This is a genomic window from Pseudomonas sp. JL23, assembly GCF_056933585.1.
This window is the reverse complement of the sequence record NZ_CM167795.1, coordinates 5,394,836-5,413,251: the sequence shown is the minus strand read 5'-3', so window position 1 is coordinate 5,413,251 and position 18,416 is coordinate 5,394,836. Positions and strand designations below refer to the sequence as shown.

The 18,416-nt window shown below is 61.0% G+C and carries 13 protein-coding genes and 1 pseudogene; 7 read left to right on the top strand and 7 right to left on the bottom strand.

Features of this window, described 5'->3' with window-relative positions:
- The first annotated feature begins 39 nt into the window (after positions 1-39).
- The 3 genes and pseudogenes from thrC to AC1Z24_RS24925 all read left to right on the top strand — a co-directional run bounded on the left by thrC (position 40) and on the right by AC1Z24_RS24925 (position 6,493).
- Positions 40-1,449: a threonine synthase gene (gene thrC / locus AC1Z24_RS24935; protein ID WP_483743111.1), complete on the top strand. Its 1,410-nt coding sequence runs from the start codon at positions 40-42 to the stop codon at positions 1,447-1,449.
- A 164-nt stretch (positions 1,450-1,613) separates the two neighbouring features.
- Entirely contained in the window at positions 1,614-5,180 is a 3,567-nt protein-coding gene (locus AC1Z24_RS24930) for an ATP-binding protein (protein ID WP_483743110.1), read from the top strand.
- A gap of 69 nt (positions 5,181-5,249) precedes the next feature.
- Positions 5,250-6,493, top strand: a pseudogene (locus AC1Z24_RS24925) (EAL domain-containing response regulator).
- On the opposite strand, the gene AC1Z24_RS24920 reads toward AC1Z24_RS24925, so the two are convergent.
- A complete protein-coding gene (locus AC1Z24_RS24920) occupies positions 6,466-7,128 on the bottom strand; it encodes a response regulator (RefSeq protein WP_483743109.1) in 663 nt (220 codons plus the stop codon). The pseudogene AC1Z24_RS24925 and the gene AC1Z24_RS24920 overlap by 28 nt on opposite strands.
- A 365-nt stretch (positions 7,129-7,493) precedes the next feature.
- On the opposite strand from AC1Z24_RS24920, the gene AC1Z24_RS24915 reads away from it, so the two are divergent.
- Positions 7,494-7,790: a DUF3509 domain-containing protein gene (locus tag AC1Z24_RS24915; RefSeq protein WP_259105829.1), complete on the top strand. Its 297-nt coding sequence runs from the start codon at positions 7,494-7,496 to the stop codon at positions 7,788-7,790.
- 204 nt (positions 7,791-7,994) lie between these two features.
- Here the strand turns inward: AC1Z24_RS24915 and AC1Z24_RS24910 are convergent, their stop codons facing one another.
- Complete coding sequence (locus tag AC1Z24_RS24910) at positions 7,995-8,843, bottom strand: TIGR02285 family protein (protein ID WP_483743108.1); 849 nt, start codon at positions 8,841-8,843, stop codon at positions 7,995-7,997.
- Between the two features lie 349 nt (positions 8,844-9,192).
- Here AC1Z24_RS24910 and AC1Z24_RS24905 point away from each other — a divergent pair, with 349 nt between their 5' ends.
- The 3 genes from AC1Z24_RS24905 to AC1Z24_RS24895 all read left to right on the top strand — a co-directional run bounded on the left by AC1Z24_RS24905 (position 9,193) and on the right by AC1Z24_RS24895 (position 12,650).
- Positions 9,193-9,735, top strand: a complete 543-nt coding sequence (locus AC1Z24_RS24905) for a YaeQ family protein (protein WP_259105827.1) — start codon at positions 9,193-9,195, stop codon at positions 9,733-9,735.
- Between the two features lie 3 nt (positions 9,736-9,738).
- Positions 9,739-11,448: a single-stranded-DNA-specific exonuclease RecJ gene (recJ, locus tag AC1Z24_RS24900; protein WP_483743107.1), complete on the top strand. Its 1,710-nt coding sequence runs from the start codon at positions 9,739-9,741 to the stop codon at positions 11,446-11,448.
- 95 nt (positions 11,449-11,543) lie between these two features.
- Positions 11,544-12,650 (top strand): NADH:flavin oxidoreductase/NADH oxidase, encoded by a 1,107-nt coding sequence (locus AC1Z24_RS24895; protein WP_483743106.1) that lies wholly within the window; start codon positions 11,544-11,546, stop codon positions 12,648-12,650.
- 128 nt (positions 12,651-12,778) lie between these two features.
- Here the strand turns inward: AC1Z24_RS24895 and AC1Z24_RS24890 are convergent, their stop codons facing one another.
- The 5 genes from AC1Z24_RS24890 to ydcS all read right to left on the bottom strand — a co-directional run bounded on the left by AC1Z24_RS24890 (position 12,779) and on the right by ydcS (position 18,397).
- Positions 12,779-14,203, bottom strand: a complete 1,425-nt coding sequence (locus AC1Z24_RS24890; protein WP_483743105.1) for a gamma-aminobutyraldehyde dehydrogenase — start codon at positions 14,201-14,203, stop codon at positions 12,779-12,781.
- Positions 14,204-14,263: 60 nt separating this feature from the next.
- Positions 14,264-15,073, bottom strand: a complete 810-nt coding sequence (locus AC1Z24_RS24885; protein WP_483743104.1) for an ABC transporter permease — start codon at positions 15,071-15,073, stop codon at positions 14,264-14,266.
- Complete coding sequence (locus tag AC1Z24_RS24880) at positions 15,063-16,001, bottom strand: ABC transporter permease (protein WP_483743103.1); 939 nt, start codon at positions 15,999-16,001, stop codon at positions 15,063-15,065. Before AC1Z24_RS24880 ends, AC1Z24_RS24885 begins: the two co-directional genes overlap by 11 nt.
- Before the next feature lie 2 nt (positions 16,002-16,003).
- Positions 16,004-17,047 carry an ABC transporter ATP-binding protein gene (locus tag AC1Z24_RS24875; RefSeq protein WP_483743102.1) on the bottom strand — a complete coding sequence of 348 codons (1,044 nt, stop codon included), beginning with the start codon at positions 17,045-17,047 and terminating at the stop codon, positions 16,004-16,006.
- Positions 17,048-17,245: 198 nt separating this feature from the next.
- On the bottom strand, positions 17,246-18,397 hold the full coding sequence (gene ydcS / locus AC1Z24_RS24870; RefSeq protein ID WP_483743101.1) for a putative ABC transporter substrate-binding protein YdcS: 1,152 nt from the start codon (positions 18,395-18,397) through the stop codon (positions 17,246-17,248).
- Positions 18,398-18,416 lie beyond the last annotated feature (19 nt).

Below are 18,416 nucleotides of genomic sequence, written 5' to 3'. Positions count from 1 at the left end.
CGCTTGAAGTTTTCAGCTCAAACCAAAGGTTTGATTCTCATGCGCTACATCAGTACTCGCGGCCAGGCGCCAGCCCTGAATTTCGAAGACGTGTTGCTTGCTGGCCTGGCCAGTGACGGCGGTCTGTATGTTCCGGAAAACCTGCCACGTTTCACCCAGGAAGAGATCGCTTCCTGGGCCGGTCTGCCGTATCACGAGCTGGCTTTCCGGGTCATGCGCCCCTTCGTGACCGGCAGCATTCCCGATGCCGATTTCAAGAAGATTCTCGAAGAAACCTACGGCGTATTCGCCCACAGCGCTGTTGCGCCGCTGCGTCAGCTCAATGGCAATGAATGGGTGCTGGAGCTGTTCCATGGCCCGACCCTGGCGTTCAAGGACTTCGCCCTGCAACTGCTGGGTCGCCTGCTGGATTATGTGCTGGCCAAGCGTGGCGAGCGCGTGGTGATCATTGGCGCCACTTCCGGTGATACCGGTTCGGCGGCCATTGAAGGTTGCCGTCGTTGCGACAACGTCGACATCTTCATCCTGCACCCGAACAACCGTGTTTCGGAAGTTCAGCGTCGGCAGATGACAACTATCTTCGGCGAAAACATTCATAACATCGCGGTAGAAGGCAACTTCGACGACTGCCAGGAAATGGTCAAGAACAGCTTCGCCGACCAGGGTTTCCTCAAGGGCACCCGTCTGGTCGCTGTCAACTCGATCAACTGGGCGCGGATCATGGCCCAGATCGTCTACTACTTCCACGCAGCCCTGCAGTTGGGCGGTCCGGCTCGCTCGGTGGCGTTTTCGGTGCCGACCGGCAACTTCGGCGATATCTTCGCCGGTTACCTGGCACGCAACATGGGCCTGCCGATCAGCCAGTTGATCGTCGCCACCAATCGCAACGACATCCTGCACCGCTTCATGAGCGGCAATCAGTACGTCAAGGAAACCCTGCACGCCACGCTGTCGCCGTCCATGGACATCATGGTGTCGTCGAACTTCGAGCGCCTGCTGTTCGATATGCACGGGCGCAACGGTGCGGCCATTGCCGGTCTGATGGACACCTTTAAGCAGGGTGGCGGTTTCAGCGTCGAAGACGACCGCTGGAACGAGACCCGCAAGCTGTTCGATTCCCTGGCTGTCAGTGACGAGCAGACCTGCGAAACCATCGCCGAAGTTTTTGCCGCTACCGGTGAAGTGCTTGATCCGCACACCGCCATCGGCGTCAAGGCCGCGCGCGCGTGCCGCCGCAGCCTGGACACCCCGATGGTGGTGTTGGGGACGGCGCATCCGGTCAAATTCCCCGAGGCGGTGGAGAAGGCGGGTGTAGGAAAAGCGCTTGAGCTGCCTGCACATTTGTCTGATTTGTTCGAGCGCGAAGAACGTTGCACCGTTCTGCCAAATGACCTGAAAGCCATACAGGCCTTCGTCAGTCAGCATGGTAATCGCGGCAAGCCGCTCTAACGGTATCGTTGTGTAACAACTTAGGGCCCGCCACTTGGCGGGCCTTCTGCTTTCTGCGTGCCACACTTTGCGGGTTCAAGAACTCATACGGATTGTCTGTGGCTGTGAAACAAACCTACCAGCGAGCCTCCTTCAGGCTTGTGTATGGCGCCTTTACTCCTGTCTTGTTTTTATGTTTGCTGCTGATCGCCGGGCAGTCGGCAACGGCCGCCGAGAGTCTGCCGTTCGGCCTGCCGCCGCCGTTTGTCACGGTTGCGCCATTGGTCCTCGATGATGCCGACCGGCAGTGGCTTGCCCGGCGCGAGAAACTGCGGGTCGGCATCGCCATCGCCGATTACGAGCCCATCGATATCACCAGTGATCAGAATCGCTACCAGGGCATCAGCGCCGACTACCTGAGCCTGATCAGCAGCCGGTTGGGTATCCCTGTCACGGTCGTCGGTTTTGCCCAGCGTGATGACGCCATCGGTGATCTGCACGATGGTCGCATCGATATTCTTACCAGTGCCAACGGCTTTGAGCGCGGCGTAGACAAGCTGGGCTTTTCGGCGGAGTACATGCCCGACCGTTCCGTGGTAGTCGGACGTGGCAGCGACACCCGGATAATGCCTGGCCTGCAGGGCAGCCGAGTGGTGGTGCTCGACGGTTATGCCGATGCCAAGGCACTGCGCAAGGCTTACCCCGACAGTGAAATCGTCCTGGCGCCGAATTTGTTCAGTGCGCTGGAGGCGGTTGGCCAGGGCGAGGTCGATGCCTTCGTTGGCAATGAAGTCATCGCGCGCGCATACCTGGCCCTGCGGCCCTATCTGGATCTGCAGATCAAATTCGAAAGTGCGCTGCCGGCCGTGGGATTCGCCTTCGCTACGCGCCAGAACGATCAACGCCTGCTACGCCTTATCGACTCCGCTCTGAGTAGTATCGAGCCTTCTGTGAGCCGGGAAATCCTCGGCCGCTGGACCCTCGGCCTGGGTTCTGACCTAACCAGCCAGCGCATTACCTTAAGCCGCGCCGAGCAACACTGGATTACCCGGCACCCGGTAGTCAGCGTTGTTTCCGCTCAGCATCCGCCTTACATCTATCGGGACAAGAACGGTCAGTGGATCGGCTTGAATATCGAGGTGCTGGCGCGGGTTTCGCGTCTGACCGGTCTGCAATTCGTGTTCAAGGAAAGCCCGTCGACCCAGGCCACGCTCAAGATGTTGCGGGCCGGCGAGGCCGACATGAATACCACCCTTGCGGAAAACGTCGAGCGCAAACGTTTTCTTAATTTCACCTATTCGTTCGGTGGCAACAGTTGGGTGTTTGTCGTCAGGGACGATGCACTTTCGCCCGACACCTTGCGTGAGCTCAATGGTCAGGTCCTCGCGTTGCCCGCCCGGCATGCCCTGGAGGAGTTGATCCAGCGCGAATATCCGGGTATCCGCCTGTTGTCGGTCGCCACCTACGACGATGCCCGCCGGATGGTCAGTGAAGGCAAGGCGCAGGTGACGATCCAGAACGAGGCCGGTGCCCATCTGTTTCCGCCAGGCAAACTCAGGGTCGGCCGTCAGGTCGAGGGGCTGTGGTCGCCGGATCGCTTCTCCGTGGTGAAATCCCAGCCAGAGCTGCTCAGCATCCTCAACAAGGCGCTGGAAGAGTTTCCCGTCGCCGAGATGAGGGCGATTCGCGTGAAGTGGCTCAGCGGTGCGCTGATTCCCGCACCTTCGTTATGGCAGCGAGTCCCACAGTGGGTTCACTGGACAGTCGTGCTGGCACTGCTGCTGGGCCTGGTGTCGCTGCTCTGGAGCAGTCGCTTGAAGGTACAGATTCGTCAGCGGCGCAAGGCGCAAGAGCAGCTCAATGATCAACTGGCGTTCAAGCACGCGCTGCTCGACGGCATTCCTATCCCCATCTACGTCCGTGACCTGCAGGGGCGTCTGCTGTCGTGCAATCGTAGTTATGAGGAGAGCTTTGGCCTAAGCTTCGAGCAAATGAGTGGTCGACGCCTGATCGATATCAATCTTATCCCCCGCGAGAGCGCCGAGCTCCTGCATTCAGATCACATGACCCTGTTGCGCACTCAGCCACCGGCTCCGGTGTTTGCTGATCGCCGTCTGAGGCTGTTGGATCGGCAGGTTGATGTCTGGCAATGGACGGTGCCGTTTTTTCGCGCCGATGGGCAGTTACAGGGCCTGCTGGGCGGCTGGATCGACATCACCGAACGCAAACGCCTGCAGGCGCAACTGGAGGAAGCGCGCGCCAGGGCGGATCAGGCCAGCGAGGCCAAGAGCGCTTTCCTGGCGAGCATGAGTCACGAGATTCGCACGCCGATGAACGCCATCATCGGTCTGCTGGAGCTGGAGAGTGAGCAGGCGCTGCAACGAGGTGAAACCCTAGGCGAAGGTCTGGACGTGGCTTATCGCTCGGCCAGGGAACTGATCGAGCTGATCGGCGACAGCCTCGATCTGGCCAAGATCGAATCAGGCAGCATGCAACTGGCGCCCGTCGTCACGTCCTTGCGGCCGTTGCTGGACAACATTCGCCAGTTGTTCGACGGTCGCGCCCGGCAGGCGGGGCTCGACTTGCAACTGCTGTTCGCTGCCGAGGCCGAAGGCGATTACTGGCTGGACCCGTTGCGCCTGCGCCAGGTTCTGTACAACCTGCTTGGCAACGCCTTGAAATTCACTGCCCGGGGTTCGGTGACGATTCGTGTCGAGGCCCTTGAGTCCGGTCCTGACGAGGCCCTTCTGCGGATCACTATCGAGGACACAGGAGCAGGCATTGCGGTGGAGCAACTCCCGAATCTGTTCAAACCGTTCATTCAGGGCAGCGGCAAGACGGCGGCGCGCTTTGGCGGCAGCGGTCTGGGCCTGAGCATCTGCAAGCAACTGGTCGAGCTGATGAAAGGACGGATTGCCCTGAGCAGCGTCGAAGGTCGGGGTACTCGGGTCAGTCTCGAATTGCCATTGACGCGCAGTATGACGCCGCCCATTTGCGCTGAGCCTGTGCAAGCGCCGATAACCACTGCCGAGCGGCGTTTGCGCCTTTTGGTGGTGGACGATCTGTCGGCCAGTCGTCTGGTCCTGGCCCGGCAACTGGAGTTTCTCGGTCACGACGTTGTGTGTGCCGAACACGGCGAGGCGGCTTTGCAGCATTGGTGCGACGGCAGCTTCGACGGGGTTATTACCGATTGCAATATGCCGGGCATGAGCGGCTATGTTCTGGCCGAAGCCCTGCGTCGCCTGGAACGTCAGGAGCAACGCCGCCCAGGCGTGATCATTGGTTGTACCGCCAATGCGACCCTTGAGGAAAAGCCGCGCTGCGTCCAGGCGGGTATGGACGATCTGCTGGTCAAACCGGTTTCGCTGACGCAGTTGTCGAGCTTGCTGGCTCAGCGATTCAAGGAGTCGAGCTTCGATCCAGGGACACTGCGGCGCATGACTCAGGCCAATGAAGAGCAGATGCAGCGTCTGTTGAATGAGCTGGACAAAAACCTGCTCGAAGAAATGGACGTCATACGTGCGGCGGTGGCACGGCAGGACCTGCGCATGCTGGAGGCTTCGCTGCACCGTCTCAAGGGCGCGGCCTGTCTGATCAATGCCGCACCCCTGGCCAGAGCTTGTGCGCAGTTGAATGGCCGGATCCGCTCGCAGGGGCCGCATGATCTCGGGGCTTACTGGCCGGCGCTGGAGTTATCGATTGATCGGCTGCGGGCCGATATCGCACAGCAGTTGGCCGTTTGCGCACTTTAAGACTCGTCCTATGTGGCGGGCCCGACGGTACCGCTAGAGTGCAGGTTTGCTGATGTTGGGAGCCCAGTGATGCACGCGCTCAAGGTTTTGATTCTCGAAGACAACCCTTTCCAGCTGATGGCCCTGCATCAGATGCTCAATGCCAACCAGATTTTCGATGTGCGGGTGGCGTCCAGCGTCGCCGATGCCTGCCGGGCTTTGGAGAGAGGGGGCGAGGTTGATATCGCAATATGCGATTTACAGATGGAAGGCCCCGATGGCATTGCGTTTATCGCTCATCTGGCGCAAAGCCAGGCAGCCCGCGCGCTGATTCTGGTCAGCGGCGTTGAGCGCGGTGTGTTGGACGCCGTTGCGCACCTGGCGCGCAAGCAGGGGATCGAGGTGCTGGGCTGCGTGCCCAAGCCTGCATCGGCCATGGTCCTGGCTGGACTGCTGCGACGCTTTGACGAACGGCCACCTGGTTGCGCCATCATCCGGCTGCCGTCGCTGCGCCAATCCTTCAGTTACGCGACCCTGTGCGGTGACATGGACCCGCAGGCCATCGCCGGGCAATGGATTGCCCACTTTCAACCCAAGGTCAGCCTCAAGGGCCAACTGCTCGGCGTCGAGGCCCTGGCGCGTTGGCAGCACCCGCGTCATGGGTTGTTGACCCCGGCCACTTTCATGGCGGCCATTGAGCAAGCGGGCCAACTGGAGGCCCTGACCTGGCGGATCATGGAGCATGCTCTGCAGCTGTCCTCCGAGCATTTGCGGGTACAAGGTGAGCCGCTGCCAGTGGCGGTCAATATCGCTCCGGTATTGCTCGAGAAGGCTGATTTCGCCAGTCGGGTCTCAGGCCTGCTCAGACGTTTTGCTTTGCCGCGCAGGTGCTGACCCTGGAGATCGTCGAGTGGGGCGGCGATGAGCCGGTCGCCTGGCAACTCGAAGGGCTGCTGCGTCTGCGCATGCAGGGCTGCAAGTTGTCCATCGATGACTTCGGCACTGGTGCTTCGAACATCCAGCGTCTGCTGCAACTGCCTTTTTCCGAGCTGAAGATTCCCGCCGAATTCGTCCGTGGCATGGCTGACGACGAGCGCAAGTGCGCAGCGGTGAGCGGCGCCATGCTCATCGCCCGGCGCATGGGCCTGGATGTGGTGGTGGAGGGGGTGGAGACTCTCGATGACTTTCACTCCCTGCTGTGCCTGGGAGATTCGGCAGTGCAGGGTTACTTCATCGCCCGGCCGATGGGCGCGACGGATCTTTTCGTCTGGATCGCGGATCGAGCTCAACGCAGCATGACCCCCCTTCAGGACAGCCCGTTTTCCTGCAAGTAGAGAAACAGCGCGGCATCGTTGACCAACCCCAGTTTGCGCATGGCGCTGATCTTCTGTGCGCTGACGGTCTGCTTGCTGCGGTTCAGGCGGGTAGCGATGCCCATGACGGAATTGCCGCTGGCCAGCATGCGCATCACCTCCAGCTCGCGGGGCGATAACTTGTGTACTGGCGTGCTCTCGTCCGTCCCGTAATCCCCGGCCTCAAGTAACGTACGACGAACGGAGTCAGCCATGTAAGTGGACTGCCGTCGTACCTTGCTGATGGCCTCCGGCAGTTCACTGGCTACGCTGGCTTTGCTGAGCAGGCCCTGAATGCCCAGTGCCAGTATGGTACGAAACAGCGCGGCGTTGTTCAGGGTCGTGACCACCACAATGGGCAGTTCGGGAAAGTCCCGGCGAATACGTTGCAGCAGGCGCAGGCCGTCATTCTGCTGCTCGGTCGGCATCATGAAGTCGGTGACCAGCACGTCGCAGGTCTGACGCTGCAGCAGTTGCAGCAGTTCGTCGGGGCTGCCGGCCTGGCCTACCACCTGGGCGAGATGGTCCTGTTCCAGCACGACCCGCAGCCCGATCAGGAAAATCGGATGATCGTCCGCCAGGATGATGCGCAAGGTTCGATCAATAAGAGCAATCACGGTATGGCTCCATGGCAAGGTGGTCGAGGACGTCCCTGACCGGATTGATGGCTGCTATTGCACATGAACCCGCGACCTGTGATTGCCTGCATGTGATGGACGAGCTGTAAGGCATGGAGATAATTATTCGCGATTTTTCCTACAGTTTCGCGTTGGCCCGTTTATCTGGCCCATTGCCCTATATACGCAGGCGAGGCCCGCCCGCCGTGGACCGGCAGTGAGTTTTCTCTCTGTCACAATCCGCTGGCATGCTCGAAGCTTCGGGTAGCCGCAACTCACCCGCACATGGTGCCGACGAACTTTCTGCATTGGCCGAAGGTCATTGATAAGCACCTTTGCATTCAAACTGTTGAGTGGTGATCCAGATGGAAAATATCAGCTTGTTGCTAAGCGAAGCGCTGACCCCGTACCACGCCAGCCTGGGCGCTGCCGGTTCTCGGGGCGAGTGTCTGGTTACCCTGAAAGATGCCGCCGGCACGGTTGTGCTCGAGCGCGTCGTCTCGGCCGAGCAGTTGCGTGACAAGCGTCTGCTGACGGATGTCGTGGACGGGTTTCACCGGGACCTGCTGATCGCCGAAGGACGTCTTGAGCCAAGCATGATTGCTGCCCTGCGCCACGTCGCATCAAGCCGTGCGTTCACTGCCTCGGCAGGTTTTGTTTAACTCACGGGAACCTTATGTTTGTGCGGTACTCCTATGAAGTACGGCAGGTTCAAACATTGTGCTCCGGTGATTGTGGCCTGTCGTTCGGGTCCGAATGGACCGCGGTTTACCCCGAGTAGTCTCCCCGCTGCTCGGGGTTTCTTTTGTCCGGAATCTCGTTCAGATACACAGGGTTGTGTCTCCCTCCACAAGCGCCGCGATCCCTCACTGCTTGTCATAGAAATGCCGGGCATCCTCCAGATAATCCTTGCGCGTTTTGCCATCGAGCCATTGCGAGTACAACTCCACCAGCTTGGTCTGGCGCAGCGAGCGCATTTCCCGATTGATGATTTCGATTGCCTGGCGGCCTTCTGGCGTATTTGAGCAGCCGAAATGGGTGAACTGGTACTTGGGAGCGTCCTTTATCGGCAGGAAATGCAACTCTTCGGGGTCAATGCCTTGCTGTTGTGCCAGGTAGCGGGCTTCCGGCCAAAAGCTGATCAGCGCCTGCAGCCGGCCCATACGTTCCATTTGCAGCAGACTACCGATGGCATTGTTACCGTAATGGACGTTGATTTCACTGGGCGCGATGCCCTTCAAAATCTGATCGATGACCGCGCCATAGCTGCGTTCGGCGACAACCCCCAGTTTCACGGTTTTGCTGTCGAGGAGGGCGTTGAGATCGACATGGCCTTCCTGGATGAACGGCTTGAATAAGGCCATGTCATCGTTGCGAACGATCAGGCCATTGCTGATTACGGCGTAAGTCGGGATTGAAAAGGCAATGGTCTTCGCCCGTTCGGCGGTCCAGATCAGGGTCGGGTCGCAGGTCAGGGCCGTCTCTTGCAGCATTTGCATGCCACGGGCGCGATTGACCCGCATCGTCACATGGTCGTATTCGGGCATTTGTGCGATCAGCAACGGCATCAATTGATCAATGACCCCCTTGCCCTCAAGCGGTCCGGCGAAGATCGTCGACGGTGGCAGATCACGCAGCAGCCAGGTCAGGGTGTCCTTGGCCTGGCTCGTACCGGCGATGCTGGACAGGGCCAGTCCCAATAGCAATGAACCCATGCATGAGCGCGCAATTCTTGAGGCGTGTCCGACCATTCGCTGATGTCATCCCCGAAAAATGTTGCATGCAGGAAGGGCGAGCGCCCGGCAAAAAGCCCCCTTTACTACCCGGATAGTCCGGATAGAGAGTCTAGGGGGTAAAAACGGATGAGTCTTTTGAGACTTTGGTCGGTAATTAAAGGGCATGCGGCCATCTTCGCGCCAGTGGATTTTTTACCGAAAGCCCTTAAGGGCGGGCGATTGCCGCCATCAAGGGGGTATGTGTCAGGAGTCAACCCTGTGCTTTTATCGTTCGCCGCCTCGGCATCGGTTAGACTTGCCGCCTTTCTCCGCTTCCAGAAGTCCGTTCATGGCCCAGCCGTCCACGACCTACAAATTCGAATTGAACCTCACCGACCTCGACCGTGGGGTTTACGAGAGCGTCAAGCAGACCATCGCCCGTCACCCGTCGGAAACCGAAGAGCGCATGACCGTGCGCCTGCTGGCTTACGCCTTCTGGTACAACGAGCAGTTGTCCTTTGGCCGTGGCCTGTCGGAAGTCGACGAGCCGGCGCTGTGGGAAAAAAGCCTGGATGACCGCGTTCTGCACTGGATCGAAGTCGGCCAGCCGGACGCCGATCGCCTGACCTGGTGCTCGCGTCGTACCGAACGTACCAGCCTGCTGGCCTACGGTAGCCTGCGTGTATGGGAAGGCAAGGTGATTCCTGCGATCAAGACCCTGAAAAACGTCAATATTGCCGCTGTGCCCCAGGAAATCCTGGAAACCCTGGCCAAGGACATGCCTCGGGTCATCAAGTGGGATGTGATGATCAGCGAAGGCACCATCTTCGTCACTGATGATCGCGGCCAGCATGAAGTGCAGTTGCAATGGCTTGCAGGCGAGCGCGGCTGATCAATGCGTATAGAACCCCGTGCGCTGCCTGCGACCCTGCCATTTCTGGGCGATCTGCCGCCGCTGCTGACCCGTTTGTATGCAGCCCGCGGTGTTGCCAGTGAAGCCGAACTGGATAAAAGCCTGGCTCGGCTGATCCCGTTCCAGCAACTCAAGGGCATCGATGCTGCCGTTGATCTGTTGGTAACGGCATTGGAGCAACGTCAACGCATCCTCATCGTGGGTGACTTCGACGCCGATGGCGCTACCGCCAGTACCGTCGGTGTGCTGGGCTTGCGCCTGCTGGGTGCGGCTCATGTCGATTATCTGGTGCCGAGCCGCTTCAAATTCGGCTACGGCCTGACCCCGGAAATCGTCGCCGTCGCCCTGGAGCGCAAGCCGCAGCTGCTGGTGACGGTAGATAACGGCATTTCCAGCATCGAAGGCGTGGCAGCGGCCAAGGCTGCGGGCCTGCAAGTGCTGGTCACCGACCACCACTTGCCCGGTGCCGAGCTGCCGCTGGCCGATGCCATCGTCAACCCTAACCAGCCTGGCTGCCCGTTCCCGAGCAAAGCCCTGGCCGGGGTTGGCGTGATGTTCTACGTACTTATGGCCTTGCGTGCGCGCTTGCGCGAAATGGGCTGGTACACCAGCACGCCGCAGCCGAATATCGGTGAATTGCTCGACCTAGTGGCCTTGGGTAGCGTTGCCGACGTGGTGCCGCTGGACGCCAACAACCGCATCCTGGTCCATCAGGGCCTTGAGCGGATCCGCGCCGGTCGCGCCCGACCGGGCATCAAGGCGATTCTGGAAGTGGCCAAGCGCGAGGCCTCGCGCATCACGTCCACTGACCTCGGTTTTATCATCGGCCCGCGGCTCAATGCCGCCGGGCGTCTGGATGACATGAGCCTGGGCATCGAGTGCCTGCTCAGCAGCGATCCGGCCAGCGCCCGGGAGATGGCCCAGGCACTGGATGGCATGAATCAGGACCGCAAGAGCATCGAGCAGGGCATGCAGCACGAAGCCCTGGCACAGCTCAAGGACTTGCCGCTGGACTCGATGCCGTTCGGCCTGTGCCTGTTCGATGCCGACTGGCATCAGGGCGTGATCGGGATTCTTGCCTCGCGCCTCAAAGAGCGTTATCACCGCCCGACCATTGCCTTTGCCGATGCCGGGGAGGGCTTGCTCAAAGGTTCGGCCCGCTCGGTACCGGGCTTCCATATTCGGGATGCGCTGGAGGCAGTCAATGCCCGCCATCCAGCCTTGATGAGCAAGTTCGGCGGCCACGCCATGGCGGCCGGCCTGACCCTGAGCGAAGCCAACTTCCCGCTGTTTGCCCAGGCCTTCGACGAGGAAGTACGTCGCCATCTCGCCGAGGACGACCTGACCGGTCGTTTGCTGTCGGACGGCACCCTGGCCGTGGAAGAGTTTCACCTGGAGCTGGCCCGCGCCCTGCGCAATGCCGGCCCTTGGGGGCAGCATTTCCCCGAACCGTTATTCCATGGCGTGTTCCAGCTGGTCGAACAACGGGTGGTGGGCGAACGTCACTTGAAGATGGTGCTCAAGAGTGAATGTGGCAGCCTCAAGGTCGACGGCATTGCCTTTGGTGTGGACCGCGATATCTGGCCCAATCCGAATATTCGCTGGGTCGAGCTGGCCTACAAGCTGGACGTCAACGAATTTCGTGGCAATGAGGCGGTGCAGTTGATGGTGGTGCATATCGCCCCGCGCTGACCCGGAGCATCTCAGGAACCCCAGTGGCGATCGGATTGTCGACTAGTCTCTAAAGATTGTCAGAACAGTCCGATTTCCTTGTCTGAGAGGTCCCCATGAGCCTGTTGCTTGAACCCTGCACCTTTCGCCAACTGACCCTGCGCAACCGCATCGCGGTATCGCCCATGTGTCAGTACTCCAGTGTCGATGGCCTGGCCAATGACTGGCATCTGGTCCATCTCGGTAGTCGTGCGGTTGGCGGCGCGGGCCTGATCATGACCGAAGCCACGGCCGTGACCCGTGACGGTCGCATCACCCCGCAAGACCTGGGGCTATGGAACGACGAACAGATCGAGCCGCTGCAACGCATCACGCGCTTTATCACCGCTCAAGGTGCCGTAGCCGGCATCCAGTTGGCCCACGCCGGGCGCAAGGCCAGCACTTGGCGGCCGTGGCTGGGCAAGCATGGCAGCGTGCCGGAGAGCGAAGGCGGCTGGATTCCCTGGGCGCCGTCACCCATCGCCTTTGACCCGACTTACACCAAGCCGGTGCAACTAAGCGAAAGCCAGATTCAAGAGGTGGTCGAGGCATTCGTCACCGCAGCCAAGCGGGCGCTGACGGCGGGTTTCAAGGTGGTCGAAGTCCACGCTGCTCATGGTTATCTGCTGCACCAATTTCTCTCGCCCCTGAGCAATCAGCGTCAGGACCAGTACGGCGGCTCGTTCGAGAACCGCATTCGCCTGACCCTGCAAGTCACTCAGGCCATTCGTGATATCTGGCCCGAAGAGTTGCCGCTGTTTGTCCGCGTCTCGGCCACCGACTGGGTCGAAGACGGCTGGAACCCGGATGAAACCGTGGAACTGGCGCGGCGCCTTAAAGACCTCGGTGTGGACCTGATCGACGTGTCGTCAGGCGGCACTTCGGCCAATGCGGAAATCCCGGTCGGCCCCGGCTATCAGACGCGCTTCGCCGAGCGGGTACGCAAGGAAGCCGGTATCGCCACCGGTACTGTCGGGATGATCACCGAACCGGCCCAGGCCGAACATATCCTGCGCACCGGGCAGTCCGACATTATCCTGCTGGCCCGTGAGTTGCTGCGTGACCCCTACTGGCCGCTGCATGCCGATGACGATCTGGGCGGACGCCTGGCGACTTGGCCTGCGCAGTATCAGCGCGCGACCCATCGCGACCAGCCGATTCATGAGTCGGATTTGCGCGAGTAGTCCTCAGCCCGCACAGCACTAATGTGGGACCGGCTTCAGCCGGGAATCGGCAGGCAGGATCGATACACGTCTATCGCCTGCCTCATTGCTTTCCCGGCTGAAGCCGGTCCCACGACATCCCCCTGCATTCAGTGCTTAAACATCACATGCCGCACGGTGGTGTAGTCCTCCAGCCCATACATGGACATATCCTTGCCGTAGCCGGACAGTTTCTGACCGCCGTGGGGCATTTCGCTGATCAGCATGAAGTGGGTGTTGACCCAAGTGCAGCCGTACTGCAAACGCGCGGCCAGGCGGTGGGCGCGGCCGACGTCCTGGGTCCAGACCGACGACGCCAGGCCGTAGTCCGAATCGTTGGCCCAACCCAGCACTTGGGCTTCGTCCTGGAAGCGGGTGACCGAGACCACCGGGCCGAACACTTCGCGGCGTACGATCTCGTCATCCTGCTGGGCATCGGCGATGACCGTCGGCTCGAAGAAATAGCCGTTGCCGTCGATGGCCTTGCCGCCGGTGATCAGGCGCATATGGGACTGCGCCAGGGCGCGCTCGACGAAGCCGGTGACGCGGTCGCGGTGCTGGGCGGTGATCAGTGGCCCGAGTTCAGTGTCCGGGTCGTCCTGCAGGCCGACCTTGATCGTGCTTACGGCTTCGCCGAGCTTGCTGACGAACTTCTCGTAGATGCCATCCTGAGCGTAGATGCGGCAAGCGGCGGTGCAGTCTTGACCCGCATTGTAGAAACCGAAGGTGCGGATGCCTGCGACGGCAGCGTCGATATCGGCATCATCGAAAATGATCACCGGGGCCTTGCCGCCCAGTTCCATATGCATGCGCTTTACGCTGTCGCTGGTACTGGAAATGATGTGCGAGCCGGTGGCGATGGAGCCGGTCAGAGACACCATGCGTACCTTGGCGTGGGTGACCAACGGATTGCCGACGGTCTGGCCACGTCCGAACACCAGGTTGAGCACACCGGCGGGGAAGATTTCCTGGCACAACTCGACCAGGCGCAGGGCGGTCAGCGGCGTCTGTTCGGATGGTTTGAGCACCACGGTATTACCGGCGGCCAGGGCCGGGGCGATTTTCCAGGCGACCATCATCAGCGGGTAGTTCCAGGGGGCGATGGAGGCTATCACGCCCACCGGGTCGCGACGGATCATCGAGGTATGCCCCGGCAGATATTCGCCCGCCGCCGAGCCGCTGAGCACCCGGCTGGCTCCGGCGAAGAAGCGAAAGACGTCGGCAATGGCCGGGATTTCGTCGTTGAGGGCGGCGCTGTAGGGTTTGCCGCAGTTGTCTGATTCCAGTTTGGCCAGCTCCTCGCCATGGGCCTCGATGGCATCGGCGAGCTTGAGCAACAACAGCGAACGGTCTTTCGGCGCGGTTTGCGACCAGCTGTCGAAGGCTGCATCGGCAGCGCGTACGGCCGCATCGACCTGGGCCTCGCTGGCTTCGTTGATCTCCACCAGCACACGCCCGGTCGCCGGGTTGAACACCGCCTGGGCCGGACCTTCACCGGCGACCAGATGACCGTTGATCAGCAGTTTGGTTTGCATGGTTGTCTCCTTTTCAAGCCGTTATGAGGTCGTTGTGGGATTGGGTGTGCCTGGGTTCCATTATTTGCCACCACTCCCCGCCACGCTTTCGCCACCCCGGGTCAAGTAATAGGCGCCGAGAATCGGCAGCATGGTCACCAGCATCACCAGCATGGCGACCACGTTGGTCACCGGCACATCCCGCGGCCTGCTGAGCTGATTGAGCAGCCAGATCGGCAGGGTGCGTTCATGCCCGGCGGTAAAAGTGGTAACGATGATTTCGTCGAACGACAGGGCAAAGGCCAGCATGCCCCCCGCCAACAGCGCCGAGCCCAGGTTGGGCAGGATGATGTAGCGAAAGGTCTGCCAGCCGTCGGCGCCCAGATCCATGGATGCCTCGATCAGGCTGTGGGAGGTGCGGCGCAGGCGAGCGATGACGTTGTTGTAGACGATCACCACACAGAAGGTGGCGTGGCCGACGATGATGGTGAACATCCCAGGCTCAATGCCCAGGGCTTTGAACGCCGCCAGCAGGGCCAGGCCGGTGATGATGCCGGGCAGGGCAATGGGCAGGATCAGCATCAGCGAGATACCGTCCTTGCCAAAGAAATCCCGCCGGTACAACGCCGCCGAAGCCAGGGTGCCGAGGAACAGCGCGATCAGGGTCGCCACGCAGGCGATTTGCAGGGACAGCTTGATCGATTCCAGCACATCCGCACGGGAAAACGCCACGCTGAACCACTTCAGGGTGAAGCCCTGGGGCGGAAAGCTGAACGCGGCGTCCTGAGTATTGAAGGCGTAGACGAAGATGATCAGGATCGGGAAGTGCAGAAACACCAGCCCGCCCCAGGCAGCGATCTTCAGGCCCGCAGAAGCTTTTTCAGAGTGCATCGAAGGCTCCCAGGCGTTTGACGATGGACAGGTACACCGCGATCAGCACGATGGGTACCAAAGTGAAAGCTGCCGCCATGGGCATGTTGCCGATGGCGCCTTGCTGGGCGTAGACCATGCTGCCGATGAAGTAGCCGGGCGGGCCCACCAGTTGCGGCACGATGAAGTCGCCCAGGGTCAGGGAAAAAGTGAAGATCGAGCCTGCGGCGATGCCGGGTATCGACAGCGGCAGGATCACTTGCATGAAGGTCTGCCGTGGCCTGGCGCCGAGGTCGGCCGAGGCTTGCAGCAGCGACGGCGGCAAGCGTTCCAGTGAGGCCTGGATCGGCAGAATCATGAACGGCAGCCAGATATAGACGAACACCAGAAAGCGTCCCAGGGCCGAGGTCGACAGGGTACTGCCACCAATTCCCGGCACGCCCAACAGCCATTGCAGCACAGGTTCAAGCCCCATGTGCTGGACGAACCATTGCGCCACGCCGCCCTTGGCCAGCAGCAGGGTCCAGGCATAGGCCTTGACGATATAACTGGCCCACATCGGCATCATCACTGCGATATAGAAAAAAGCCTTGGTCTTGCCCGTGGTGTAGCGCGCCATGTAATAGGCGATGGGGAAGGCGACGACGGCGCTGGCAATGGACACGCTGATGGCCATCAACAGGGTGCGCTGGATGACGTCGAAGTTCGCCGGGTTGAACAGGGCGGCGAAGTTGGCGGCGGTCAGGTCCGGGGTAACCGTCATGCTGAAGTCGTCGAAGGTGTAGAAGCCTTGCCACAACAGGCCCAGCAACGATCCCAGGTAGATCGCGCCGAACCACAGCAGCGGCGCAATCAGCAACAACGACAGATACAGGTTCGGGCGCCGATACAACAGGTTGGCGAAGCGCCGCAGCGGCGACTGCGCCGGATGGGGGAGGGTCTGGATCATGCCTACAGGCCCTCGCCGGGGGTGATGCCGTCCTGCAGCAGGGTCATGGCCTGACGTGGCCAACTGACTTGCAGGCGCTGGCCGACCTGGCGCTGGCCGCTGTTGTCCTGCCATTGGTTGTTGGCCTGGCTGACGCTGAGGGTCTGGCCGTTGTCCAGTTTCAGCTCGTAGCGGGTGGCGCTGCCCTGGTACTGGATATCGTGAAGTACGCCACTGACCTGAAGCTCGCCCGTGGCCAAAGGGCCGCTGCTGAAGCGGATATGTTCCGGGCGAATGGAAAAGGGTCGCGACGTGCCGTTGAGATACTGCGCCAGTTGCCCGTCGACGACGTTGGAGGTGCCGACGAATTCGGCGACAAAACGCGTGGCCGGGTTCATGTACAGGTTGCGCGGCGTGTCGACCTGCTCGATGCGGCCCTTGTTGAACACAGCGACCCGATCGGACATCGACAGGGCTTCGGTCTGGTCGTGGGTGACGAAGATAAAGGTGATGCCCAGCTGGCGTTGCAGCTTCTTCAGCTCGCTCTGCATCTGCTCGCGCAGCTTCAGGTCGAGGGCGCCGAGGGGTTCATCAAGCAGCAGGACCCGCGGACGATTGACCAGGGCACGAGCCAGAGCCACGCGCTGGCGCTGGCCGCCGGACAGTTGCACCGGCTTGCGTGCTCCATAGCCATCGAGAGCGACCATCGCCAGGGCTTCGTCAGCCCGGGCCAGACGCTCACTCTTGCCCACACCCTTGACCTTCAAGCCATAGGCGACGTTGTCCTGCACGTTCATATGGGGGAACAGGGCGTAGTCCTGGAATACGGTATTGACGTCGCGCTGATAGGGCGGCAATCCCGCCGCTTCGGCGCCATGAATGCGAATGGAACCGGCACTGGGCTGCTCGAAACCGGCAATCAGCCGCAGGCAGGTGGTCTTGCCCGAACCTGACGGGCCGAGCATGGAAAAGAACTCACCGTCCTGGATATCGATGGAGACCCGGTCAACGGCCTTCACCTCGCCGAACTGGCGGGAAACCTGGGTGAACTGGACTGCAAGGGTCATGGTGAAACCTCAAGATGGAAGCGAGCGACTGCCTTGGGCTCGCCAGCAGGGCAAACTCTCATGAATGCGGGGATCTCAGTGGGAGCGTGGCTTGCCCGCGAATAGGCCGGTACAGATGACGCATCTCTTTGTCAGAGACATCGCCTTCGCGGCGGTGCGATCCGACAAGCCACGCTCCCACAGAGCCAGGATGGCGCCCTATCGCCCGCCCATGATCGCAATGTAGTCCTGGGTCCAGCGGCTGTAAGGCACGTACTTGCCGCCCTCGGCCTGGGGTGTTTTCCAGAAGGCGATCTTGTCGAACAGATCGAAGCCGTTGGTGGTGCAGCCTTGCTCGCCGAGCAGTTCATTGCCTTTGCAGGCGGCAGGTACGGCGGGCAGCGAGCCGAACCAGGCAGCGACGTCACCCTGGACTTTCGGCTTCATCGACCAGTCCATCCACTTGTAGGCGCAGTTGGGGTGCTTGGCTTCGGCGTGGAGCATGGTGGTATCGGCCCAGCCAGTCGCACCTTCCTGTGGGATGGTCGAGGCTACGGGCTGTTTATCGGCCTGCAGGCCATTGACCATGTAACCCCACGAGCTGCTGGCGGCCACGCCTTCGTTCTTCACGTCGCTCATTTGTACGGTTGCGTCATGCCAGTAGCGATGCACCAGCGGATGTTGCTTGCGCAGCAGATCGAGCACGGCCTTGTACTGGGTTTCGGTCAACTGATAGGGGTCGACGATGCCCAGTTCCGGCTTGGCTGACTTGAGGTACAGCGCGGCATCGGCGATGTAGATCGGGCCGTCGTAGGCCTGGACCCGTCCCTTGTTCGGCTTGCCGTCGGGCAGATCCTGCGGCTCGAACACCACGCTCCAGCTCACCGGTGGCGTCTTGAACACGTTGGTGTTGTACATCAGCACGTTCGGGCCCCACTGATAGGGCGTGCCGTAGGTTTGCTTGTTGACCACATACCAGGGACCGTCTTTCAGGCGCGGGTCGAGGTTCTTCCAGTTGGGGATCAGGCTGGTATCGATGGGCTGCACACGCTTGCCGGCGATCAGGCGCAACGAGGCGTCGCCTGACGCGGTAACCAGGTCATAGCCGCCCTTGGTCATCAGGCTGACCATCTCGTCGGAGGTGGCGGCGGTCTTGACGTTGACCTTGCAACCGGTCTGCTGCTCGAAGCCCGTCACCCAGTCATAGGCCTTGTCGCTCTCACCCCGCTCGATGTAACCCGGCCAGGCGACGATATCGAGCTGGCCTTCACCGGCGCCGACACTCTTGAGTGCTTCGGCGGCCTGCAAACTGACACTGGCGAACAGCGTCGTAACCACGGCGCCGAGCAGTGCGATCTTGGGTGCTGACATGATGATTTTCCCTCTTCTT